13 protein-coding genes are annotated in these 23,933 nt (G+C 66.2%); 5 read left to right on the top strand and 8 right to left on the bottom strand.

Annotated features, from left to right (window positions below; translation table 11 throughout):
• Positions 1-12: 12 nt before the first annotated feature.
• Positions 13-1,731 carry a long-chain fatty acid--CoA ligase gene (locus KQH53_10760; GenBank protein MCB2227146.1) on the bottom strand — a complete coding sequence of 573 codons (1,719 nt, stop codon included), beginning with the start codon at positions 1,729-1,731 and terminating at the stop codon, positions 13-15.
• A gap of 153 nt (positions 1,732-1,884) precedes the next feature.
• A complete protein-coding gene (locus tag KQH53_10755; protein ID MCB2227145.1) occupies positions 1,885-3,450 on the bottom strand; it encodes a hypothetical protein in 1,566 nt (521 codons plus the stop codon).
• A 231-nt stretch (positions 3,451-3,681) separates the two neighbouring features.
• Here KQH53_10755 and dprA point away from each other — a divergent pair, with 231 nt between their 5' ends.
• Both dprA and topA read left to right on the top strand, forming a co-directional pair.
• A complete protein-coding gene (gene dprA / locus KQH53_10750) occupies positions 3,682-4,761 on the top strand; it encodes a DNA-processing protein DprA (GenBank protein MCB2227144.1) in 1,080 nt (359 codons plus the stop codon).
• Positions 4,762-4,808: 47 nt separating this feature from the next.
• Positions 4,809-7,178 carry a type I DNA topoisomerase gene (gene topA / locus KQH53_10745; GenBank protein ID MCB2227143.1) on the top strand — a complete coding sequence of 790 codons (2,370 nt, stop codon included), beginning with the start codon at positions 4,809-4,811 and terminating at the stop codon, positions 7,176-7,178.
• A gap of 184 nt (positions 7,179-7,362) precedes the next feature.
• Here the strand turns inward: topA and KQH53_10740 are convergent, their stop codons facing one another.
• The 3 genes from KQH53_10740 to KQH53_10730 all read right to left on the bottom strand — a co-directional run bounded on the left by KQH53_10740 (position 7,363) and on the right by KQH53_10730 (position 10,356).
• Positions 7,363-8,175: a transporter substrate-binding domain-containing protein gene (locus KQH53_10740; GenBank protein MCB2227142.1), complete on the bottom strand. Its 813-nt coding sequence runs from the start codon at positions 8,173-8,175 to the stop codon at positions 7,363-7,365.
• Positions 8,176-8,305: 130 nt separating this feature from the next.
• The gene (locus tag KQH53_10735; GenBank protein MCB2227141.1) at positions 8,306-9,109 is read right to left on the bottom strand and encodes a transporter substrate-binding domain-containing protein; all 804 of its coding nucleotides are present in this window, start codon (positions 9,107-9,109) and stop codon (positions 8,306-8,308) included.
• A 17-nt stretch (positions 9,110-9,126) separates the two neighbouring features.
• Positions 9,127-10,356, bottom strand: coding sequence for a M20 family metallo-hydrolase (locus KQH53_10730; protein MCB2227140.1), 1,230 nt, complete (start codon positions 10,354-10,356; stop codon positions 9,127-9,129).
• Positions 10,357-10,487: 131 nt separating this feature from the next.
• Here KQH53_10730 and KQH53_10725 point away from each other — a divergent pair, with 131 nt between their 5' ends.
• A complete protein-coding gene (locus KQH53_10725) occupies positions 10,488-15,098 on the top strand; it encodes a hypothetical protein (GenBank protein ID MCB2227139.1) in 4,611 nt (1,536 codons plus the stop codon).
• Positions 15,099-15,160: 62 nt separating this feature from the next.
• Here KQH53_10725 and KQH53_10720 read toward each other — a convergent pair whose 3' ends face one another.
• Genes KQH53_10720 through KQH53_10710 form a run of 3 tightly spaced genes read right to left on the bottom strand, consistent with a single transcriptional unit; the run spans position 15,161 to position 18,478 of the window.
• On the bottom strand, positions 15,161-15,763 hold the full coding sequence (locus KQH53_10720; protein ID MCB2227138.1) for a nitroreductase family protein: 603 nt from the start codon (positions 15,761-15,763) through the stop codon (positions 15,161-15,163).
• 31 nt (positions 15,764-15,794) lie between these two features.
• A complete protein-coding gene (gene ispH / locus KQH53_10715) occupies positions 15,795-17,537 on the bottom strand; it encodes a 4-hydroxy-3-methylbut-2-enyl diphosphate reductase (GenBank protein MCB2227137.1) in 1,743 nt (580 codons plus the stop codon).
• Positions 17,534-18,478: a tRNA-dihydrouridine synthase family protein gene (locus tag KQH53_10710; GenBank protein MCB2227136.1), complete on the bottom strand. Its 945-nt coding sequence runs from the start codon at positions 18,476-18,478 to the stop codon at positions 17,534-17,536. The genes ispH and KQH53_10710 overlap by 4 nt, the downstream gene beginning before the upstream one ends.
• A gap of 148 nt (positions 18,479-18,626) precedes the next feature.
• Here KQH53_10710 and KQH53_10705 point away from each other — a divergent pair, with 148 nt between their 5' ends.
• On the top strand, positions 18,627-19,565 hold the full coding sequence (locus KQH53_10705; protein ID MCB2227135.1) for a radical SAM protein: 939 nt from the start codon (positions 18,627-18,629) through the stop codon (positions 19,563-19,565).
• Between the two features lie 24 nt (positions 19,566-19,589).
• Positions 19,590-23,783 carry a hypothetical protein gene (locus KQH53_10700; GenBank protein ID MCB2227134.1) on the top strand — a complete coding sequence of 1,398 codons (4,194 nt, stop codon included), beginning with the start codon at positions 19,590-19,592 and terminating at the stop codon, positions 23,781-23,783.
• The last annotated feature ends 150 nt before the right edge of the window (positions 23,784-23,933 follow it).

Below are 23,933 nucleotides of genomic sequence, written 5' to 3'. Positions count from 1 at the left end.
GACGTCGATTCACTAGCCGGCCTTGGCCGCTTCCTCTTCCTTGAGGACCCGCCGGAGCACCTTGCCCACCATGGTCTTGGGCAGCTCGTCGCGGAACTCCACCAGGGAGGGGACCTTGTAGTGGGTCATGTTCTCCTTGCACCAGGCGATGATGTCCTCTTCGCTCACCTTGCCCACGCTCTCGGGCTGGAGCACCACGAAGGCCTTGAGGATCTCGCCCACCTTGGGATGGGGCAGGCCCACCACCGCCACCTCGAGGATGTCGGGGTGGCTGAACATGTAGTCCTCCACCTCCTTGGGGAACACGCTGAAGCCCTTGAACTTCACCAGGTCCTTGGCCCGGTCCATGATGAAGATCCAGCCCCGCTCGTTCATGTAGGCGATGTCGCCGGTGTAGAGCCAGCCGTCGCGCAGGGTGCGGGCGGTCTCCTCCGGGCGGTTCAAATAGCCCTTCATCACCTGGGGGCCCTTGACGCACAGCTCGCCGACCTGGTCTTCGCCCAGGCCCAGCTGGGTGTCGCCGGTCTCGATGTCCATGATCTTGCAGTCGGTGCTGGGGAAGGGCAGGCCGATGGAGCCCATCACCCGCTCCTTGCCCGGCGGGTCCACGATGGGGTTGGCCGTGACCACCGGGCTGGACTCGGACAGGCCGTAGCCCTCCACCACCCGGGCCCCGGTCTTTTCCTCGAACTTGAGCTGCACGTCGCGCGGCAGGGGGCCCGCGCCGGACAGGCACACGGTCAGCGGGCTCAGGTCGTACTTGTCCAGGCCATCGGTGTTGTTGATCTTGTTGAACAACACCGCCACGCCCGCCATGCAGAGCTGGGTGCCCTTGCCCCATTTCTGCACCTCGGCGCCCCACTCCAGCATGGTGTCGGGCGGCTTGGGGAACAGCAGCATGAAGCCGCCGGTGGCCACCGCGATGTTCATACAGCAGGTCATGGCGAACACATGGAACAGGGGCAATACGCCCAGCCACCCGGTCTCGGTGGGCAGGTCCTTGCCGATCCAGTCCTTGCCGCTGATGGCGTTGCTCACCAGGTTGTAGGAGGTGAGCATGGCTCCCTTGGGGGTGCCGGTGGTGCCGCCGGTGTACTGCAAGGCGGCGATGTCGTTGACGGGGTCCACCTCCACCGCGGGCGGGTTGGGCGCGGCGTCCAAGAGGCTCTTGAAGGGCACCGCGTTGGCCGGTAGCTGGCCGGTGGGTATCTTGCCCAGCTTCTTGCCCAGCCACTTCTTGAGCCCGCTCATCTTCACCAAATCCACCACGTTGGTGCCAATGACGTACTTGATCCCGGTTTGGTCCAGGATGCGCCCCGCCTCGGCGTACACCGAGTCCAACACCACCAGGGCCTTGGCCCCGGAGTCGTTGAGCTGGTGCTTGATCTCCAGCGCCTTGTAGGTGGGGTTGATGGCGGTGACCGCCATGCCCAGACGCTGCGCGGCGTAAAAGGCGATGACGAACTGGAAGGAGTTGGGCAGGATCAGGGCCACAACGTCGCCCTTCTTGAGGCCCATCTTGTCGAATGAGGTGGCCACGCGGTCCACCGCGTCATCCAGTTCCCGGTAGGTCATCACCGAGTCGAGGAAGACGATGGCTTTGTTGTCGGGGTGTTGCCGGGTGGTGTCCCTAAGAAGATCGGAGAGCGAAATCTTGGGGAAATCGATCATCTTGGGCACGCCCTGGGGCCAATCGCCATACCAGGGGCGGTCGCCAAGGTCCTTAGCCATGGTTCTCCTCCTGGGGCCCTTGGGCCCCGCCGGTCTGTGCGGTAGCGGGCGCAAGAGCAAAAGTAACCCAGCGGCGTGGGGCGTGTCAATGAGAGTAGGAAGGTTTTAAGGTGGATTGTGGTCGGCAGCGGGAACTGGACAAAGCCGAAGATGCTAGCTGTGAAGCAGCGAGGATAGATATCCGCGGTAGGCCGACCAGTCGAGGGGAAGGTTTAAAGCAGTGATCAATGTAAGTGCTAACAGGACTATTGTTAGAAATACTAGCACAAGTGTTAACTTCCCTATTCGGCCCTGTAGGCCGATGTTTTCGTGCGAGCTTATCATTGTTCCGAACTGAGCTAACAGATCGCGCGTTGTCCTGTCGAAGTTGTTTAGACGCTTTGATCGTTCGATAATAATCTCTCTAAGTGTTTTACATAAAGTAGCTTTATCTTCTCCATAATATTTAGGATGTGTGGGGTTAAAGGCTGCGCATTCGTGGTCGAATCTTCTAGGTTGACTAGCGAAGCGTCTAAGTTCAGAAGATACTATAGATATGTTTACACTATTAGAGAAATGTGCGCTTAGTTTTTTAAGTAGTATTAAAGATGCTCCGCCTTTTATCGGTGTAAAGGTGATTGTGTCACGTATAGAATTTAGGTAGCGCTCAAAAGAGGTTAACATCGTCAAAATGGCCCAACGACTTATAAGATCGTTTAAAAGCATATCAATGTACACTACAAGACTAGTTTTGCCTCCGCCGTATGGTTTTAATTCCTCATCGGATATAGAATCTTTTCTGCAACTTATTAGACAGTGAGAGCTTTGATCCTCCTCAAGCCTGGTAGACCAGTTTAGTTTTAATTCTGGGTGTTCTGAGCGCCAAGTCCTGAAATCGTAATCCAAGCCGAGTAATTCTAGCCACCCCAGGCGAGTTGAGCGTTCGCCTCGTGAAGCGGGGAGAGGCTCTTGCTGTAAAAGCGTTGTTAGCTCACATGTTGGAAATTCGCCGTTTACACTATCTGTTGAGAAGAATCCCGGTAAAAAATTCCTGAACCAAGTCTTAGCTTCGGAGCGAATATTATTTCTGATGTCCTTTATGGCTGTTTTTTTGTGGAAGTATGGTTCGATTATCTTATAGCCTGTTTTAGATATAGCTTTTTGAGTAGTGGCAAATTCTGTCTTAAGCACAACATTGAACTGTTCAGACGGTTCTTCCTTAAGAATAAAGCAAATAACCACACAAGTTATTGAAGAGGTTAAACTATATATTCTTCCTATTGCCGAGTCTACGCTCGGAGGGAGCGGTGCGCGTCTGATATGTCCAATATACCTTTTGCTGTCTGGGCGAAGGATATAACCCAAATTTAGCCATCCTCCACCAAAAGCGCTGTTCCTCGTGCTCTTAATCCATTTGATTATATCTGTTGTTGACCGGGAATTGTTGTCGCCGCCCCAGTGGAGCTTTTCTAAGCCTGATATTAATTGTTCTGTGTGGGATGGTAAGTAAAACTCTACTGCCCATAGGCATTTAAAATCGATTTTTTCATCTGGCGGAGGCGTGGTTTTTTGGTTTTTCTCTTGATCTCGTTTGCGCATTGTATTTTCGAATAATTTTGCATGTGAACTTAGAATTAAATTTGGGAAAAATTTATGACAATAATTCCGTAGCCTATCTGTGACACTTGGTCGGTGCCTTCCTGCGGCGTTTTCGCTCTGCTTGTTGAGTTTTTGGGTCACACTGTCGCTTCTTTATTTACATGTAGTATGTCGTTAGCGCTGTTAGCGTGGTTCGGTCTTTTGGATCCCGTCATAGGCACTCGTCTGTACTGGCGGAGTGGGGAGAGGCAGGTTAGGACATTATAGTACGGAGGCGCGCCACAGAAAAACCCCTTGACCGATCATGGGTCGGCTGGTTAGCTTCTTGACCCCATGGAGGAGCTATCACCAAGCCAAGGCCCCCAGGAGCTATTGGACTGGCTGGGCCTGAAGCTCATTCCCGGGGTGGGCAGCATAACCTACGCCCGCCTGGTGGAGGCCTTCGGCTCGCCGGGCGCGGCCTTGGGGGCGCCCCTGGGCGCGCTCAAGGCCATCCCCCGCCTGCGCGAGGAGGTGGCCCGCGCGGTGCACTGCCGGGCCTGGAGCGCGGACCCCGAGGCGGAGATGCGCGGCCTGGAGCGCCTGGGCGCCCGGGTCATCACCCTGCGCTCGCCGGACTACCCCACCGTGCTGGCCAACATCCTGGCCCCGCCGCCGGTTTTGTTCGCGCGGGGCGATCTGGCTCCTTGCCATGATGGCGGGGTGGCCGTGGTGGGCAGCCGGAAGATGAGCCCCTACGGCCAGCGCCTGGCCGTGGATTTGGGGCGCGACCGGGCCCTGGACGGAAAGAGCCTGGTCTCTGGCCTGGCCCGGGGGGTGGACGGCGCGGCCCATCGGGCGGCCCTGGAGGCCGGGGCCCATACGGTGGGCGTGTTGGGCTGCGGCCTGGACGTGACCTACCCCCGGGAGCACCGCGAGCTTATAAAGAGGATGGCCCAAGAAGGGGCGGTGGTCAGCGAGTTTCCCCTGGGCACCCAGCCCGCCCCGGCCCACTTCCCGGTGCGCAACCGGGTGATCAGCGGGCTGGCCCGCATCGTGGTGGTGGTGGAGGCGGGCCTCAAGAGCGGCTCGCTCATCACCGCGCGTCACGCCCTGGAGCAGGGCCGCGAGGTGTGGGCCGTGCCCGGGCCGGTGGGCGCGCCCTTGAGCGCGGGCTGCAATCAGCTCATCAAGGACGGGGCCCACATCCTCACCAGCAGCCGGGACCTTTTGGAGCCCGGGGCCCTGCCGCCGGGGCCGGGCCCGGCCGACCCCCGGCCCCAGGACCTGGGCGAGCCCACCCCGGCCGAGGCCGAGCTGCTGAAGCACCTGAGCGTGGAGCCCAGGCACATCGACCTCATCGCCCGGGCCAGCGGCCTGGACCACGGCGCGCTCAACACCCTGCTACTCAACCTGGTGCTCTGCGACCGGGTACGGGAGTTGCCGGGCAAGAATTATGTGCTTAACCTCTAGGAACCCCCTGGGGGATTAATCGAGCCGGAGAGCGACAGCTTTTTGATATGGCAAAAAATCTGCTCATAGTGGAATCGCCGGCCAAGGCCCGCACCATCAAGAAGTACCTGGGCAAGGACTTCGCGGTGAAGGCCTCGGTGGGCCATGTGGTGGACCTGCCCAAAAAACGCCTGGGCGTGGACCTGGACGGGGACTTCACCCCCGAGTATCAGGTGATCCCAGGCAAGGAAAAGGTGGTCCGGGAGCTCAAGGCGGCGGCCAAGGCGGCCGACGAGGTGTTCCTGGCCCCGGACCCGGACCGCGAGGGCGAGGCCATCGCCTGGCACATCGCCAAGGAGCTGGGACGCCCCCTGGAGTCCTATCACCGGGTGCTGTTCCATGAGCTGACCAAGGGCGCCATCCTCAAGGCGGTGAACGAGCCCGCCACCCTGGACCACCACCGCTACGACAGCCAGCAGGCCCGCCGGGTGCTGGACCGTCTGGTGGGCTATCAGATTTCGCCCCTGCTCTGGGAAAAGGTGCGCGGCGGCCTGTCCGCCGGGCGGGTGCAGTCGGTGGCCCTGCGCATAATCGTGGAGCGGGAGCGGGCCATCCAGGCCTTCCAGCCCCAGGAATACTGGACCGTCACCGCCCAGCTGAGCGACGGCAACCCGCCGGTGTTCGAGGCCAAGCTACTCAAGGTGGACGGCAAGAAGTTCGCGCCCACCAACCAGGCCGAGGCCCAGGCCGGAGTGGACGCCATCACCGGCCAGGACTTCGTGGTGAGCGAGGTGAGCAAGCGGCAGGTCAAGCGCCGCCCGGCCCCGCCCTTCATCACCTCCACCCTGCAACAGGAGGCCTACCGCAAGCTGGGCTTCACCACCAAAAAGACCATGAGCCTGGCCCAGCGGCTCTACGAGGGCAAGGAGACCGAAGAGGGCGCGGTGGGTCTGATCACCTACATGCGAACCGACTCCACCCGCCTGGCCCAGCCGGCCATGGCCGAGGCCCGCGATCTCATCGGCCAGCGCTACGGGGCCGACTACCTGCCCGCCAAGCCCAACGTGTACAAGAGCCGCTCCGGGGCCCAGGACGCCCACGAGGCGGTGCGCCCCACCAGCGCGGCCCGCACCCCCGAGGCCATGGCCAAGTATCTGAGCGGCGACGAGCTCAAGCTCTACCGCCTCATCTGGCAGCGTTTCATCGCCAGCCAGATGGCCCCGGCCCTGTTCGACCGCACCCAGGCCAAGATCAGCGCGGGCGCCGGCGAGCTGCGGGCCAACGGCCAGATCAAGACCTTCCCCGGCTTCACCGCGGTCTACGAAGAGGGCAAGGACAACGGCGAGGAGCCCGAGCAGGAGGGCACGCTGCCCCCCCTGGACCAAGGCCAGGAGCTCAAGCTGGAGGGTCTCGACCCCAAGCAGCACTTCACCCAGCCGCCTCCGCGCTTCTCCGAGGCCAGCCTGGTCAAGGAGCTGGAAGAGAAGGGCATCGGACGCCCCTCGACCTACAGCTCCATCATCTCCACTCTGGTGGACCGCAAGTACGTCAAGAAGCTAAAGCGCCAGCTGGCCCCCGCCGAGATGGGCAACGTGGTCAGCGATCTGTTGGTGGAGAGCTTCCCCCAGATCATGGAGGTGGACTTCACCGCCCAGCTGGAGCAGAGCCTGGACCAGGTGGAGGAGGGCAAGCGCGACTGGCGCAAGCTCCTGGACGAGTTCTACGGCCCCTTTGCCAAGGCCCTGGAAGAGGCCAAGACCGGCATGCGCCAGGTCAAGGGCAAGGGCCTGGTCACCGACGTGGACTGCCCCACCTGCGGCAAGAAGATGGCCATCCGCCTGGGCAAGCACGGCGAGTTTTTGGCCTGCTCCGGCTACCCGGAGTGCAAGACCACCTTTGACTTCACCCGCGACGACAACGGCAAGATCGTGCCCGAGGAGCCGCCCGAGGATCCGGGCGTGACCTGCGAGAAGTGCGGCGCGCCCATGGCGGTCAAAAAAGGCCGCTACGGCCCCTTCCTGGCCTGCACCGCCTATCCCAAGTGCAAGCACGTCCTGCCCCTGGACGAAGACGGCAAGGCCATGGAAAAGCCTCCCGTGGAGCCCCTGGACGAAAAATGCCCCAAGTGCGGCGGGCAGCTGGTGATCAAGCCCACCCGCTCGGGCGGACGCTTCATCTCCTGCGACAACTACCCCAAGTGCCGCTTCAGCAAGGGCCTGCCCGTGGGGGTGGACTGCCCCAAGTGCGGCCACGAGATCGTGGAGAAGCGCTCCCGTAGGGGCAAGAACTTCTACGGCTGCGACAACTACCCCAAGTGCGACTACGCCACCTGGAAAAAGCCCCTGCCCATCGCCTGCGCCTCCTGCGGTCATCCCTTTGTGGTGGAGAAGAAGGGCGGCGGGACGGTGTGCCCCGAATGCAAGGCCGAGCAGGACTGACGGCTTCGCCAGCCACCCCAGGGCGGCGTTGTCAACCTCTGCGTCCCTCGCCCGTTTCCGCCTTGCCCCGCGGCGGCTGGCTGTGCCGTCTTTAGTGCCGGTCGCCTAGCCGCGCCCTTGGCAAACAAAACAGAAAAGGCCCCGCCCGATTCGGGCGGGGCCTCTTTATTCGGTAATGCGCGGGTTACTTCACCTGGGGCAGGTTTTTCATCCAGTCGGACTTCTTGAACCAGCGCTTCTTGAGCTGGTCCAGGCCACCCGAGGCGTTGAGGGTGCCCAGGTAGTTGTTCACCAGGTTGAGCATCTGGGGATCGTTGGCGGCCACGGCCACGCCCAGGGGCTCGTAGGTGAAGGGCTTCTCCAGGGCGGCCAGGTTGTCCTTGCGGTGGCGGAAGGAGGCCAGCACGCAGAAGGGGAAGTCGGCCATCAGGGCCTGGGCCTTGCCGGTGATCAGGGCCTGGAGGGCCGCGTCGTTGTCCTTGACCACCAGGATCTTGCCCTTGGGCAGAAGCTGCTTGGCGGTCATCTCGCCGGTGGTGCCGGCGGACACGGCGGTGGTGTACATGGGCTGGTTCAGGTCCATCAGGCCGCGCACCTTCATCATCAGGTCACCCTTCATCAGGCATCCCTGCCCGGTGATGAAGTAGGGCCCGGCGAAGCAGACCTCGAGGTTGCGCTTGGGCAGCATGGTCATGCCCGAGATCACCAGATCCACCTCGCCCTTTTTCAGCGCGCTCATGAGCTTGGGGAAGGGCATCATCTTGATCTGGAGCTTGACCTCCAGGGCCTTGGCCATGATGGTGGCCACGTCCACGTCCAGGCCCATGGCCTTGCCGTTGGTGGCCTTGAAGTTCAGGGGAGGATAGTCGCCGGCCGTGCCCACCACCAGCACGCCTTTTTTGACCACGCGGTCGACCACCGGCCCGGCCAGGGCGGTGGCGGCGAAGGCCAGCACCAGGGCCAGGATCAAGCTCAATAACAATCCGCGCTTCAGCATGGGGATACTCCTTGCAAAATTGGGTTGTGCCAAACTATGGCCCAATAATGGGCCAAGCCGGCCGGGGTAGGCAAGAACCTAATGCGGGCCGGAATAAAAAAGCTCCCTTGCCGCCGGGCTCCGGCGGCGTCTACTTGGGCAGCAGGCGCATCCAGCCCGGGTTCTTGAACCAACGGTTCTTGAGGTAGTTCATCTTGCCCCCGCCCTCCAGCTCGAAGAGGTAGTTGGTCACCAGGTTGTCCCACAGGGCGTCGCTGGGGGGCAGGGCCAGGCCCAGCGGCTCGAAGGTGAAGGGCTTTTGCAGGGTGCCCAGCTTGGCCTCGGGGTTCCTAAACACCGCCACCGCGCAGTAGGGGTAGTCGGCCACCATGGCGCTCACCGCTCCCCGGAGCACCATCTTCAGGGCCTCGTCGTTGTTCGGGGCCAGTATTATCCTGGCCTTGGGCATCACCTCGCGCACCGCCCGCTCGCCGGTGGTGCCCTCGGCCACGGCCACGCTGAAGCCGGGGCGGTTCACGTCGGCCAGGCCGTTGATGCTCGCGCCCACCTTCTCGGTGGCCAACAGCGTCTGGCCGGAGACGAAGTAGGGGCCCGCGAAGAACACCTTGGCGTTGCGCGCCGGGGTGATGGTGATGCCGCCCACCGCCACGTCCACCTCGCCCGAAGCCGCGGCCTTGATCAGCTTGTCGAATGCCATGGGGCGCCACTTGACCTTCACCCCCAGGGAGGCGGCCAGGCCGGTGACGATGTCCACGTCCAGGCCCATGTATTTGCCTTTTACGGTCTTGGCGCTCAGGGGGGGCAGGCCGGTGGCGATGCCCACCACCAGGGTCTTGTTCTTGAGCACGCGGTCCAGCACCGGACCGGCCCAGGCGGGCGCGGCGGCCAGGCACAGGGCCACCAGCAGGGCGGCCAGCATGAACAGCCTTTTCATGGCGTCTCCTCTTTAAGCTAGGCCAGGCCGGCGTAGATCAGGGCCAGCACCTTGGCGTCGGCCACCATGGACGACACCTTGGCGAACTCGTCGGGCTGGTGCACCGAGTGCTCGCAGGTGCTCCACACCGCCACCGGCAGGTCCCGCTGGCGGAAGAAGGCGGCCACCGTGCCGCCGCCCACCCCGCCCACCGTGGGCCGGGCCCCGTGCACCCGGCTGATGGCCCGGGTGAGGGCCTGGACCACCGGGGCTTCGGTGTCGGTGGCCGGGGGGGCCTGCAAATACATGGCCGGCTCGATCTCCACCCTGGCCCCCTCCTGGGCGGCGATGGCCTCGAACTCGGAGCGGAACAGGGCCAGGGCGTCCTCCAGGGGGATGCCCGGCAAGATGCGGCAGTCGATGTAGAACACGTCGCGGCCGGGCACGGTGTTTATGTTGCTCACCCCGGCCTCCTTGCGGGTGGGCTCGCAGGTGGTCACCATGGGGTCGAACAGGGGGTTCTCGCCGCCCAGTTGGGAGGCCAGCTCCCGGGTACGCACCATCATGCGCGCCGCGGTGTACAGGGCGTTGACCCCCTTGTGCGGGGTGGAGCCGTGCACCTGTTTGCCCAGGACGGTCACCTTGAGCCACAACAGCGACTTCTCGGCCACCTCGATGAACAGCCCGTCGGGCTCGCCCGCGTCGGGCACGATGATCAAATCCTGGGGCGCGAACAGTTCGGGCTTCTGGTCCAGCACGTAATCCAGGCCGTAACCCGAGCCGGTTTCCTCGTCGGCCACCGCGATGAGCCCCGCGTCGCCGGGCGGGGTTATGCCCAGCTCCTTGAGCGCCTTGATGGCGAACAAGGAGGACACGATGGCCGCGTGGTTGTCCTGCACCCCCCGGCCATAGATCAAATCGCCCTCCACCCGCAGGGTCCAGGGATCGGAGGACCACAGCTCGCGCTCGCCCTCGGGCACCACGTCGGTGTGGCCCAAGACCCAGGCGCGGGGGCCGTCGCCGCCGGGCAATACGGCCAGCAGGTTGGGCCGGATGCCGCTTTCCACCCGCTCGTCCGGGGCGTCCACCCGGGTCAGCTCCAGGCCCAGCTCCTCCAGCCAGCCCTGGATGAGCCGGGTTTTGGCCAGCTCGCCCTGGCCGCCGTTGACGGGCCCCAGGGCGGGGATGGCCACCATGGCCCGCTGGGCCTCGATCATCTGGGGGGCATACTCTTCAATGCGCTTGACAAGCGCCTGGCTTGCTTCCATGATCCGCCTTCTTGGTTTTTATCGGTCTGCTCCCAGCCTAGCTCTCGTCTTGGCAAGGGTCAAGCCGCGTTGACACTTGCAATTCAAGGGTTTAACATTTTGCGCCTACACCCGAGGATCAGAGGAAGTTAGTGCCCCATCCCGGCTCCAAGGCGGCCCTGCCCCCCGAAGCGCGGCGTTTGGCGGGACTCTACCGCATCATCGACCCCGAGCGCTTCGGTGAGCTGGGCATCGATCCGGAGGACGTGCCCCTGGGCACCTATCCGGCCGAGGATCACCCGCCGTTTTTGCCCGACCGCATGGGGGGCAACGCCTACGGCCTGGGCCTGTTCGAGCACGCCACCCTGCCTCCGGCCGAGGCCGAGCTGGTGGAAAAGCTGGACCTGGGCAACGCGGGCGACGTGGCGGCCAACTACCGCAAGCTCAACGACATCTTCAAGCGCCTGGGGATGCTCATCCGCTACAGCCGCCAGGGCGCGCCCTTCTACCTCATCCCCCGGCAATACCTGGCCCACTTCCTGGTGGAGGTGCGGGCCCGGGCCGACGAGATCATCGCCTTCCTCAGCGGGCTCATGGCCCGGCGGCTCAAGGAGACGCTCAGGGTCGGCCTGGTGAGCATCGAGAGCGAGCTCTTGTTGCCCGAGCTGAGCAGCCGCATGCCCCACCTGGAGTTCGTGGTGCTCGACTCCCTGGAGGCGGTCACCCACCCGCCCGCCTTCTTGGAGGCCCTGGTGCTGGTGGCCGAGCCCCGTGAGCTCTTCGGCGACTTTTTGCGCTTGGCCGGGGCGGCCGAGCCCGACGAACGGCGCTCCCGCGAGGACCTGGGCTACTTCGCGGCCAGCCGTTTGCACCAGCTCCTGGGCGAAGGCGGCGAGCTGCTCATACTCGCCGACCGGCCCCTGGCCTCCACCCACGACACCATGGAGGTGCAGTTCAGGAACCAGCTGGACTTCAAGCGCTTCCTCATGTTCAGCCACGTTTACCGCACCCGCCGCCGCTATCAGAGCGCCGGGGACCTGGCCATGGAGGTCAACCGCTTCGACTTCTACTCCTTCCTCAGCGGCCTGGGGGTGTACCACGAGACCGTGGAAGGCCTGCTGGAAGGGCGCAGCCTGGCCTCGTTGGAGCCGGAGCAGATAGACCGCCTGGACTACCAGGACCTGCCCCTGCCCCGGGGCAGCGACGAGCGCCTCCTGGCCGGATGGAGTCGGTGGTTCGGGGCCTTTTTCTCTTCCGAGCGCCTGACCACGGTGCTGCCCGAGGTGCAGCGCTCCGAGTGGGAGTCGCGCTACCAGATCGAGGGCGTGTTCCCGGCCACCCTGGCCCTGTTCCAGGGGGCGCGCCGCCAGCCCCCCGAGACCGCCGAGGCGGTGGCTGGGCGGGTGCGCCGGCGGCGCATCGCGGGCTGCGAGCGCGAGCTTCTGGCCGCCTACAAGGACTCCTTCGGCTATGTGCTCAGGGTCTTGGAGATACTGGAGCAGGTGCGCCAGGGGCTCTACACCCAGTTGCCCGGCCTGGAGCTGAGCCGTTTGCGCAAGCCCTTCGAGGCCAGCGCCCACCAGAACCAGCTAAGGGACGTGCGCCGGCTCATGGAGCTGGCTCCGCGCCTGGCCCGCCTGGAGGAGCGGCTCAACCCCCAGAACGTGCTGGGGCCGCGCACCCCGGTCTTGGACAACCTGGAGCAGCTCTCGCTCATGGGGGTGGAGCCCGGCCCCTTGTTGCAGCTCTATCTCATGGTGCTGGGCCACTCCACCATGACCCGCGTGACCTTCGGCAAGCTGCCCGAGACCTCTTTGCACCCCCTGACCGACCTGAACAACTACGCGGACATCGAGGAGGCCCTGGCCACGGTCAGGCTCTACCGCCTGCTCTCGGTGGCCGAGGCCGCGGCGGCCAGCGCGGCGGGCCTGAGCCCCGGCCAGGCCAAGGAGATGTTCGAGCTCTACGACAAGGCCATCCGGGTGCTCACCGAGCCGGGCCTCACCTGGGACGACATCCTGGACGCCCAGATAAGCCGGGCGGGCGGGGTGCAGGCCAAGGCCACCCGCAAGATGCTCAAGATGTTCGACCTGTTCGAATACCTGGACGACTGGCAGCGCCTGGAGCGCTCCGGCCCGCGCGAAAAGGAGGCCATGGCCGATTTCGACCCCGGCCGCCTGGAGCGCATCGGCCAGGTCATCGAGCTGGTGCGCCAGGAGCGGCGCTTCGTGGAGCACTACTACCAGGGCGACGAGTCGGCCCGGCCCTATTTCTTCCGCGCCCTCTTAAGCAGCGAGCTGCACGGCACCGGCCGCTTGCTGCCCCGCCTGGGCACGGCGGCCAGCTTCACCCTGCTGTGGATCAGCGTGCACGTGAGCGAAAAGCACCTGATCAACTTCAACCCCCTGCTGGCCGGGGGCGACCTGGCCGGCCTGGACGAGCGCCTGAGCAAGCTGCGCCGCGCCCTGGCGGCCTTCACGCCCGAGGAGCTGCCGCCCGCCGACCTGGTGCGGCTGCGCAAGACCCTGGCCGCGGGCAAGGAGGCCTATCTGGGCGACTCGGGCCTTTATCTGGTCTTGGACCCGGCCACCGGGGCCCTGACCCCCCTGTTCATCGACCCGGGCCAGGAGCTGAACCGCCTGAGCCGCCTGGTGCGCGAGACCGAGGCCGGACCCCTGGCCGCCACCCCGGCCGCCCGCCTGGGGCGGATGGACCGCTCCTGCCACGAGCTCTCCCGCTTCTTCGCGGCCCAACTCCAGCCCATGCCCCAGGCCCTCAAGGAAATGGCCGACCGCGCCGAGCGCCTGCGGGGACGCCTGGAGCGCTATCTGGTGGAGCAGCTTTTCTATCTGCCCCGCTTCGCCGACCACCTGGACCGGATGCTCAGGCACACTCCGCATATCATGGACCGCCTGCTGCCCCAACCGGCGGGGCACCCCATGACCCGGCGCCGCCTGGCCGCCGCCTTCAAGCTCAGCGCCCTGGAGCAACGCCGCCTGGAGGGCTTCCAGGACATGCAGCTGAGCCACGAGATGGCCCGCCAGGAGTTCGGGGCCTCGGCGGCGGGCATCGTGGGGGTCGCGCCGATCCAGTTCCAGCGCCTGACCTCCTCCCTGGCCCAGCTGCTCAGCCGCCAGCCCCAGATCGGCCGCCTGCTCATGCTGGCCGTGCTGCTCTACGACGAGCAGTGGCCCCAGGGCGCCCTGGCCGCGTCCTCCTCGCCGCTACTCAGCTACCTGGAGCTGGGGCCGGGCCAGCCGCGCGATTTGGCTTTTCTTTTGGAGAGCCACGACCTGTTCCGGCAGGTGATCTTCGGCGAGGCCTGTCTGGCGGGGCTCAGGCCGCTGTTGGATTGGCAAGACCCGCCCCTGGTGGAGGCGCTGTTCCTCTTGGCCGTGGTCTGCGGGGCCGCCCGCCGCGAGGGCCTGATGACCGAGGATCTCCTGGAGCGCTACTTCGCCCGCCTGGACCTGATGCGCCGCCTCTCGGCCACCGGCTCCTCGGCCCGCCAGGCCCAGGAGGAGCTGATCGCCGACACCGCCCGCCGCCGCCTGGCCCTGGAACGCTATCTGGAGCTGCGCGAGGACGGGGCTCCGGCGGTGAGCCTGCGGCACATGCTGGACAACACCCGCCTGCCCGCCGGGGACCGCGAGCCCTGGCTGGAAAAGGGCCGGGTGCTGGCGGGCATCAACCGCCTGCTCCAACTCCGGGGCCTGGTGCGCATCGATGCCAGCGACCTTTTCATGCTGGAAAACGAGGTGCCGGTTAAATACATCTACCGGCTCAAGAACCTCCGCTCCGTGGGCGCGCTGCACTTCGAGCGCGACCTCTACGAGGGACGCCGGGTGCTCTGGGGCCTGGAGCAGCTCAGCGAGCCGGTGCGCGAGTTCCTCTTGCCCTCTCTGGCCCGCGAGGACCAGCCCCGCCGCCTGGCCTCCTTTTCCCAGGCGGCCGAGCGCTTGTCCTATCCCAACCAGATCCGCCTTTTGACTTTGGGCCTGGCCGCGGCGGCCCTGCTGCCCGAGGCGGCCGGGGGGCCGGTTACCGTGAGCTTCGCGCCCCTGGCCCGGGTCATGGGCCGCAAGTTCGAGATAGTCAACGAACTGGTGGGCGGGCTGGACTACGCGGCCCTGGTGGAGGACCCCCAGTCGGCTTCGGGCCTGATCGGGGCCCGCGAGGGCCTGAGCCTGGGCCTGGAGCCCTTGCAGCGCATGGTCAGCCTGGGGGTGGCCGACTCGTTGCGCCTGGGGCGCAAGATCGAGGCGGTGCGCCGCGCCTCCAGTCCGGGCAAGCTCAAGCGCATCTATCACCAGGAGCTGAAGAAGCTCACCCTCACCGCCCAGGGCAGCCTGGATTATCAGCAGCGCCTGGAGGAGGCCTTCCGGGAAAACCTGGACCGCTTGGGAGGGCAGTTCCTGGAGCGCATGCGGCGGCGCATGGCCCTGGAGAGCGATCTGGAGCGCCTGGAGGAGATGTTCCAGGCCGCCTGGGACCAGGGACTGGAGCTGCCGCTGAACCCCGACCGCCAGGCGGCCCTGCGCGATCTGTTCGAGATGAACGCCGAGCGCCTGCGCATCCAGTGGCTGGACCGCATCAACGCCCGCCTGGCGCGCCTGAAGAGCCTGGAGGAGTTGGAGGAGCTGTGGGAGCGCACCAGCCGCCGCTTCCAGGAGCAGAAGCGCCACCTGGGCGCCTCCTTCCAGCTGGAGGCGGCCCGGCGCTTTGATCAGCGGGCGCGGGAACTCAAGGACACGGGCCGCTAGCCAAGCGGCGGGATGGTTTCCAGCGGCCTCGGCGGATCAGCCCGGCGGCCGTTTTTCTTGGCCTAGCCCCGGTGGCGCTCCCAGTGCAGCACCGTCTCCAGGCTGCGCTTGGGCACGAACTGCTGCTCGTTCTCGTCGCGCCAATACTTGATCACCTCGCGGCCGCTGTCGGTGGGCCTCAGCTCCACCTGCTTGGGCTCCTCGGCGGGCACCCCCAGGGCCAGGATGGAGTCCAGCTTGACGCCCTCGGGCAGGCCCAGCAGCTTGGACACCTTGGGGTAGTTGATGTTTTTCAGCCAGCAGGAGCCCAGGCCCAGGTCCACCGCCAGGATGGACAGAGTGGCCGCCGCCGCGCCCAGGTCGTAGTCGCTGCCCACCGAGGCCTTGTACTCTTGGCGCACGCAGATGGCCACGTAGGCGGTGGGGCGGTGCTCGGCGTCCGGGGTGCCCCGGGGGGTGGTGTAGGCCGCCCACTTGAGACACGCGAAGACCTTTTCCCGAAGCTCGGGCTCGGTGACCACCACGAACTCCAGGGGCTGCAAGTTGGCCCCCGAGGGCGCGATGCGCGCCGCGTTGACCAAGGCCTCGAGGGTCGCGGGGGCGATGGGGTCTTGGGCGAAGCTGCGCACCGTGCGCCGCCCCAGGATGGCTTGCAGAGTTTCCATCTCTATCTCCCGGCGGCTGGCGAAGCCGGCCTTACAGCCGCCACCAGGCCAGGGCCAAGGCCCCGGCCAGCCAGAAGTTCAGATCCACCAGGCCCTCGCTGAGCGCGCCGGGCAGCATGTCGCCCCGGACCAGCACCCGCTGCATCAGGGCCATGCCCGCGATGGGCAACAAGAGCGACCAGCTCACCCCGGCCGGAGCCCCCACCAGGGGGGCCAGGAGCATCAGCCCGGCCAGGCCGCCCAAGAGCCACCACACCAGCCGCTGGGTCTTGGCTTCGCCCAGGACGATGGGCAGGGTCTCCTTGCCCACCACTAGGTCGCCCTGCACGTCGAGCACGTCGAAGATGGCGCAGCGGCAGAAGACCAGGGTGGCCACATAGACAAAGGCCAGGGACAAATACACCGGATGCCAGATGTTGAAGGCCATGGGCGGCAGGACCGCGGCCACCACCGCCCAGGCCCCGGCCGCGCTCACCGTCTTGGAGCCGGGTATGTCCTTGAGGCTGGCGAAGTTGAGCCGCCGCCGCAGGGGAGGGGGCACCATCGGGAGCGAATAGGTGATGCCCAGTAGGCTCAACAGGCTGACCACGATGAAGGGCAAGGTGCCTATCATAAAGCACAGCACCAGGGCGGCGGCCGCGCTGAAGACGCCCGCCCCGATGAGCAGGAAGCGGTGCTTGATCAAAAACTGGGCCCGGTCCGGGTCGTTGTATTGGCCTGCTTCCTTGTCCAGGAACTGGTTGAGGATGTGCATGGCGTAGATATAGAAGAAGGCCAGGGCGGCCAGGGCCGGGTGGGGCACCAGCTCTTGCAGGAGGCAGCTGGCTCCGGTCACCCCCGCCGCGCCCAGGGCCACCAGCAGCTGGGAGCGCACCAGGAAGCGGAAACCGCGGCGCAGGGCCCAGGACAGGCCGCCTTCGCGGTCCGAGCGCAGGGAGGCCAGCTCGCGGAGCACCCGCTTGATGAGCCAGTTGGGGGTGGAGGCCCCGGCGGTCACCCCCACCGTGCCCAGGGGGGCCAGGTCCTTGGCGGCCAGCTCTTCTTCGGTCTCCACCAAAAACACCGGGCGGCCCGATTCGGCGGCCACCTCGGCCAGGCGGCGGGTGTTGCCGCTGTCGCGGCCGCCCACCACCACCATGCCGTCCACCTGGCGGGCCAACTCGCGCACCTCGTCCTGGCGGCGGTGGGTGGCCGCGCAGATCGTCTCGTGCACCTCCACCGGCCCGAAGCGCTTGGTAAGCTCGCGCACCACGGCCGCGAAGTTCTCGCTGGTCTGGGTGGTCTGGGCCACGGCCACCACCTGCTTGAGCTCAGGCAGATCGGCCACCTCGATGGGCTTGGACACCACCCGGCCCCGGCCCCGGGCGTGACCCAGCAGGCCCACCACCTCGGGGTGGCTGGCGTCGCCCACGATGATCACGTCCGCGCCCTTTTTGGCCGCGCGGCTGATGATGGCCTGCACCCGGATCACCCGGGGGCAGGTGCCCTCCAGGATACGGCTGAAACCCGCCTCGCTCAGGCGGGCCTTGTCCTCGGGCGGCACTCCGTGGGCCCGGATGATCACCGTGCCTCCGTCCATGCTGCCCGGCGGCGGTATCTCCCCCAGCGCCTCGATGCCCTTGCCGGCCAACAGCTCCAACACCTGGGGGTTGTGGATCAGGGGGCCGTAGGTGTAGACCTTGGTCCCGCTATGGTGGGCCTGGGCCAGGACCAGTTCCATGGCCCGGCGCACCCCCATGCAAAAGCCCGCGTGCCGGGCCAGGCGCACCCTCATGCCGCCCGCTCCAGGCCGCCGAAGAATCTCTCGCACTCTTGCCACAGCTCGGCCAGGCCGTTGCAGGAGCCGGCCGCCCGGCGGAAGGCCGTCGCACCGGGCAGGCCCCGGGAATACCACATCATGAACTGGCGCACGAAGTGCAGGGCATGGCCCTCGCCGCCCAGGGAGCGGGCCAGCTCCAAATGCTCTTGCAGGGCGGCCCGCTTCATGGCCGGGGTCACCGGCTCGGGCTCGCGCCCGGCCAGGCGGGCGGCGGCCCGGCTGAAGATCCAGGGGTCGCCCATGGCCCCCCGCCCGATCATCACCGCCGCGCAGCCGGTTTCGCCCAGCATCCGCACCGCGTCGCGGCCGGAGAAAACGTCGCCGTTGCCGATAACCGGCACCGGGCACCAGGAGGCCAAGCGCTTGATCGCCTCCCAATCGGCCTTGCCGCCGAAGAGCTGGGAAGCGGTGCGTGCGTGCAGGGTGATGGCCGCCGCTCCGGCGCTGACCAGCTTGAACACCAGAGTCTCGGTGGTGTCGGGCCGGGGGCCCAGGCGGATCTTGGCGCTCACCGGCAGGCGGGAGCCCTCCTTCACCGCGGCGAAGACCTCGGCCGCGTGGGAGGGGCTGGCCAGCAGTGCGCTGCCCGCGCCCTGGCGGCGGACTTTCTTCACCGGGCAGCCCATGTTCACGTCCAGGGCGTCCACCTCCTCGGCGCTGGCCACCTTGGCCGCCTGGTGCATGGCCTCGGGGTCGGAGCCGAAAAGCTGCAAGACCAGGGGGCGCTCGCCGGGAATCTGGCGCATGAGGCGCCGGGTCTGGGGCTGGTGGCGCATGAGCCCTATGGCGCTGATCATCTCGCTGTAGACCATCGCCGCCCCGGCCCGGCGGGCCATCAGGCGAAAAGCCGGGCTGCTCACCCCGGCCATCGGGGCGGCCACGAACGGAGATTGCAATGTAACGCCCAATAGTTGCATACGCCCGAGTCTACCGGAGCCCGGGAAAACTGTAAACTGATTGCCGCCGGGCAGCGGCTTGACACGGAGCCCGCCTAGCTGGAACATTTATAAGGCACATTAAGCCTATTCGGCTGGAGGGAATCTTGTGAGCAAATCCGGCGGCCAACAGGCCGTCTTCGGTCCGGTGCCCAGCCGCAGGCTGGGCCTAAGCCTGGGGGTGGACCTGGTCTACCCCAAGACCTGCCCCCTGGACTGCATATACTGCGAGCTGGGACGCACCACCGAGCACACCACCCGGCGGGCGGTGTATCGCGACGCGGACCAGGTGCTGGCCCAGGTGCAAGCGCGCCTGGGCGAGCTGGCCGCGCCCCCGGACTACATCACCCTGGCCGGCAGCGGCGAGCCCACCCTGCATCTGGAGCTGGGCCGGGTCATCGCCGGGCTCAAGGCCTTGGGCGCGGCCAAGGTGGCGGTGCTGACCAACGGGGTGCTGCTGAGCGACCCCCAGGTGCGCGCCGACCTGGCCGAGGCCGACGTGGTGATCCCCAGCCTGGACGCGGTGGATCAAAAAACCTTCCTGGCGGTCAATCGCCCCGCGCCGGGGCTTATAATAGACGAGGTGATCGAGGGGCTGAAGGCCTTCGCCCGGGAGTTCAAAGGCCGCCTGTGGCTGGAGATACTCCTGGTGGCCGGGGTCAACGACTCGCCGGAGCACCTGGAGGCCTTGGGGGCGGTGGCCCGCGAGATCGGCCCGGAGCTGGTGCAGCTCAACACGGTGATCCGGCCCCCGGCCTACTCCAAGGCCCGGCCGCTCAGCCTGGAGCGCCTGGAGGCCATCGCGGCCGGGCTGGGCCTGCCCTGCGCGGTCAGCGGGCCGCCCACCGCCCAGGCGGGCCTGGACCGGGGCCAAGCCGGGGAGCAGGTGGTGGAGATGACCCGCCGCCGCCCCTGCACCCTCAGCGACGTGGCCGCGGCGGTGGGCCTGGACCGGCCCCAAGCCGAACGCCTTTTGCATGAACTGTCCCGCCAGGGAAAGTTGAAGATAGAAGAGCACAGCGGCGAGACTTATTATCGCGGCGTATAGCGCACCTCAGCAGGATAGACGAGCATGAGCAAAGCCGCCCCGGATGCGATGCAAGGACTCTTTCTCGGCCTGGACGTGGGCTCGGTGAGCCTGGACAGCGTGGTCCTGGCCCCGGACGGCCGGGTGCTTATGGCCGATTACACCCGCACCAAGGGGCGGCCCCTGGCCGTGGCCGCCCAGGTGCTGGAGCGCATCTTCGCCGAGTATCCCCGCGAGAGCTTCGCGGCTGCGACGGTGACCGGCTCGGGGGCGCCCACCCTGGCTCCCCTGGTGGGCGCGGAGGTGGTCAACGAGATCATCGCCGCCGCGCGGGGCGTGCAGCAGGCGGTGCCCACCGCCCGCACCATCATCGACATGGGCGGCGAGGACGCCAAGATGATCCTGGTGAGTCCGGGCGCGGAGGGTATGCGCATCGAGGACTTCGCCATGAACACCATGTGCGCCGCGGGCACCGGGTCGTTTTTGGATCAGCAGTCCCACCGCTTGCAGCTCACCATCGAGCAGTTTTCCGAAATCGCCCTTAAAAGCGAGGCCCCGCCCCGCCTGGCCGGGCGCTGCTCGGTGTTCGCCAAGAGCGACATGATCCACCTCCAGCAGGAAGCCACTCCGGACTACGACATCGTGGCCGGGCTGTGCTTTGCCATGGCCAGAAACCTCAAGTCCAACATCGCCAAGGGCAAAAAGGTGGTGCCGCCGGTGGCCTTCATCGGCGGGGTGGCGGCCAACCAGGGGGTGCACCGCGCCTTGGTGGACATCCTGGCCATCGAGCCCGGCGAGCTTCTGATCCCCGAGGACTTCGGCTGCGTGGGCGCTCTGGGCGCGGCCCTGTTCGCCCGCGACCAGGGCCTGGCGCGCCCGGTGGCCGGCCTGGATACCCTTCGGCAACGGGCCGAGGAGGCGGCGGGCGAGACCAAGCGCCTGCCCAAGCTCGAGCTGGGCCCGCACCACGGCAAGGACCTGAAGGCCATAACCGTGCCCGAGGGGCCGCTCACCGGCTATCTGGGCGTGGACGTGGGCTCCATCTCCACCAACGTGGTGGTCATCGACCCCCAGGGCGAGGTGCTGGCCAAGGCCTATCTGCTCACCGCGGGCCGCCCCCTGGAGGCGGTCAAGGAAGGGCTCAAGCTGGTGGGCAAGGCCATCGGCGACCGGGTGGAGATCCTGGGCGCGGGCACCACGGGCAGCGGCCGCTACCTCACCGCCGACTTCATCGGCGCGGACATCGTGCGCAACGAGATCACCGCCCAGGCCACGGCGGCGGCCCACATCGACCCCGAGGTGGACACCATCTTCGAGATCGGCGGCCAGGACTCCAAGTACATCTCCCTGGAGAACGGGGCCATCGTCGACTTCATGATGAACAAGGTCTGCGCCGCGGGCACGGGCAGCTTTTTGGAGGAGCAGGCCGAGAAACTGGGTATCGCCATCAAGGGCGAGTTCGGGGCCAAGGCCCTGGCCGCGCCCAACCCGGTGCGCATGGGCGAGCGCTGCACCGTGTTCATGGAGAGCGACCTGGTTTCCCATCAGGCGGCCGGGGCCGAGATCGACGACCTGGTGGCCGGGCTCAGCTACTCCATCGTCTACAACTACCTGAACAAGGTGGTGGAAGACCGGGCCGTCGGCAAGAAGATCTTCTACCAGGGGGCCACGGCGGCCAACCACGGCATCGTGGCCGCCTTCGAGGCGGTGACCGGCAAGCCCATCCACGTGCCGCCCCACCACGACGTGACCGGGGCCATCGGCGCGGCGCTGTTGGCCATGCGCGAACGGACCTGGGATGAGAGTTCCTTCAAGGGCTTTGAGGTGAGCCAGACCGGCTACGCCATCTCCACCTTCGAGTGCAAGGGCTGCCCCAACGCCTGCTCCATACGGCAGGTGAAGGTGGAGGGGCTCAAGCGGCCCCTGTACTACGGCTCGCGCTGCGACAAGTACGACCTGGAGCGCGATACCAAGGTGCGCACCGACATACCGGACCTCTTCGCCGAGCGCGAGGAGCTCATGCTCTCCTACGCCAAGCCGGTGGAGGAGAAAAAGCGCCGGGGCACGGTGGGCATCCCCCGCACCATGTTCTTCCGCGAGTGGCTGCCCTTCTTCAGCGCCTTCCTCAACCAGATGGGCTACGAGGTCGAGATAAGCGGGCCCAGCACCAAGAAGCTGATCCACAAGGGCGTGGAGGCGGTGGTCAACGAGCCCTGCTTCCCGGTGAAGGTGGCCCACGGCCATTTGGCCGAGCTGATCGACCGGGGGGTGGGGACGATCCTGTTGCCCTCCCTGGTCAACGTGCCGGTGCCCACCAACGAGCTGGGCTACGGCCAGGTCTGCCCCTATGCCCAGACCCTGTGCTACACCGCCCCGGCCGCCCTGGACTTCGGCCAGAGCCGCCTGGTGGACACCCCCCTGCGCTTCGGCTATGACCCCAAGACCATGCGGGCCGACCTCAAGAAGCTGATCCAAGACCTCGGCGGCTCCACCAAGGGCCTGGAGGCGGCCATCGTGGCCGGCTGGTGGGCCCAGGACGACTTCAACCGGAAGCTAAAGGAGCGGGGCCGCGAGGTGCTGGCCTCCATGGGCCCGGAGGACCAGGCCATGGTGGTGGTCAGCCGCCCCTACAACGGGGCCGACCCCGGCCTGAACCTGGGCCTGCCCCAGAAGATGCGCCAGCTCGGCGTGTTCTGCATACCCATGGACTTCCTGGACCTGGACCAGCACATGGGCCACCCCGAGCTTTCGGAGATGTACTGGCGCTACGGCCAGAAGATCCTGGCCGCCGCGCTCATCGCCCGGGAAGACCCGCGCCTGCACGCCATCTACATCACCAACTTCGGCTGCGGCCCGGACAGCTTCATCGGCCACTTCTTCCGGCGCATCATGCACGGCAAGCCCTTTTTGGAGATCGAGATCGACGAGCACTCGGCCGACGTGGGGGCCATCACCCGGCTGGAGGCCTTCCTGGACTCCATCGGCAACGTGACCACCGAGCCCCCCGCGCCCCGGGCGGTGCCCCGGCGCAACACCGACGCCAGCGGATGCACCATCTACATACCGCCCATGACCGACCACTCCCAGGCGGTGGCTGCCGCCTTCGAGGCCTGCGGTGGCCACGCCGTGGTCCTGCCCGACAGCGACCAGCGCACCCTGGAGCTAGGCCGCCGCCACACCTCGGGCAAGGAGTGCTACCCCTGCGCCCTGACCACCGGCGATTTGCTCAAGCTGCTCATAGACGAGGGCGCGCCGCCGGACAAGACCGCCTTTTTCATGCCCGGCGGCACCGGCCCCTGCCGCTTCGGCCAATACCACCGCTACCACCGCCTGGTGCTGGACGAGCTGGGCTTCGAACAAGTCCGCATCTACTCCCCGGACCAGTCCGAGACCTTTTACAAGGAGCTGGGCATGGTGGGGGGCAGCGACTTCACCCGCCTGGGCTGGCAGGGGGTGGTGGCCATCGATCTGCTCATGAAGGCCCTGCACGAGACCCGGCCCTATGAGGCCAACCCCGGCGAGACCGACGCGCTCTACCAGCGCTTTTTGCAGAAGGTCTGCGACACCATGAAGGTCAAGGGCGACCTGGGCAAGGTGATGGGCGAGGCGCGCAAGGAGTTCGCGGCGGTGCCCAAGAGCGGGGTGAACCACCGGCCTCTGGTGGGCGTGGTGGGCGAGATCTATACCCGGGCCAACCGCTTCGCCAACGAGGACATCGTGCGCACCATCGAGGCCCTGGGCGGCGAGGCCTGGACCCCGACCATCGGCGAGTGGGTGCTCTACACCAACTACACCAGCGCCTTTAGGGCCAAGATGCTCAAAAAGCGCTCGGCCCTCATCGGCACTCTGTTGGAGAACTACTTCCAGCACAAGGACGAGCGAACCCTGGGCCGCCCCTGGCACGGGGCCTTGAAGACCCTGCACGAGCCCGAGGTAAAAAAGGTGCTCAAGATGGCCCACCCCTACCTGGAGCCCAGCTTCGAGGGCGAGGCCATCCTTTCGGTGGGCAAGAGCCGCGACATGTTCAGCAGGGGGGCCTGCGGGGTGATCAACGTGATCCCCTTCACCTGCATGCCCGGCACCATCGTCAACGCCCTGATGAAGCGCTTCCGCGAGGACCACGGCAATTTGCCCTTCCTGCCCATGGCCATGGACGGCCAGGAGCAGACCGGCAGCCGCATCCGCCTGGAGGCCTTCATGCATCAGGTGCGGCAGTTCCAGGAGGCCCGCGCGGATTGACCCGGTTGACCCGGGGCCCACAAATATCTAATAATCTTGTGCAAGCGGCGCGCCGCCCCCGGGCGGGCGCCCTTGGTCTTGGGGGTGGGGTCGAATATGCCCTTTGGCGACTATTTTTCCTCCCTGCGTAGCAAAAGCACAAGCATTCGG

It is taken from the genome of Desulfarculaceae bacterium, from assembly GCA_020444545.1.
GTDB lineage: Bacteria > Desulfobacterota > Desulfarculia > Desulfarculales > Desulfarculaceae > Desulfoferula.
This window is presented reverse-complemented; position numbering and strand designations above follow the sequence as displayed.

Excerpts from the sequence above, each read along its gene's own strand:
- KQH53_10760 (MCB2227146.1), bottom strand. The coding sequence starts at position 1,731 with ATGGCTAAGGACCTTGGCGACCGCCCCTGGTATGGCGATTGGCCCCAG.
- topA (MCB2227143.1), top strand. The coding sequence starts at position 4,809 with ATGGCAAAAAATCTGCTCATAGTGGAATCGCCGGCCAAGGCCCGCACC.
- KQH53_10735 (MCB2227141.1), bottom strand. The coding sequence starts at position 9,109 with ATGAAAAGGCTGTTCATGCTGGCCGCCCTGCTGGTGGCCCTGTGCCTG.
- KQH53_10730 (MCB2227140.1), bottom strand. The coding sequence starts at position 10,356 with ATGGAAGCAAGCCAGGCGCTTGTCAAGCGCATTGAAGAGTATGCCCCC.
- KQH53_10740 (MCB2227142.1), bottom strand. The coding sequence starts at position 8,175 with ATGCTGAAGCGCGGATTGTTATTGAGCTTGATCCTGGCCCTGGTGCTG.
- KQH53_10720 (MCB2227138.1), bottom strand. The coding sequence starts at position 15,763 with ATGGAAACTCTGCAAGCCATCCTGGGGCGGCGCACGGTGCGCAGCTTC.
- KQH53_10700 (MCB2227134.1), top strand. The coding sequence starts at position 19,590 with ATGAGCAAAGCCGCCCCGGATGCGATGCAAGGACTCTTTCTCGGCCTG.
- ispH (MCB2227137.1), bottom strand. The coding sequence starts at position 17,537 with ATGAGGGTGCGCCTGGCCCGGCACGCGGGCTTTTGCATGGGGGTGCGC.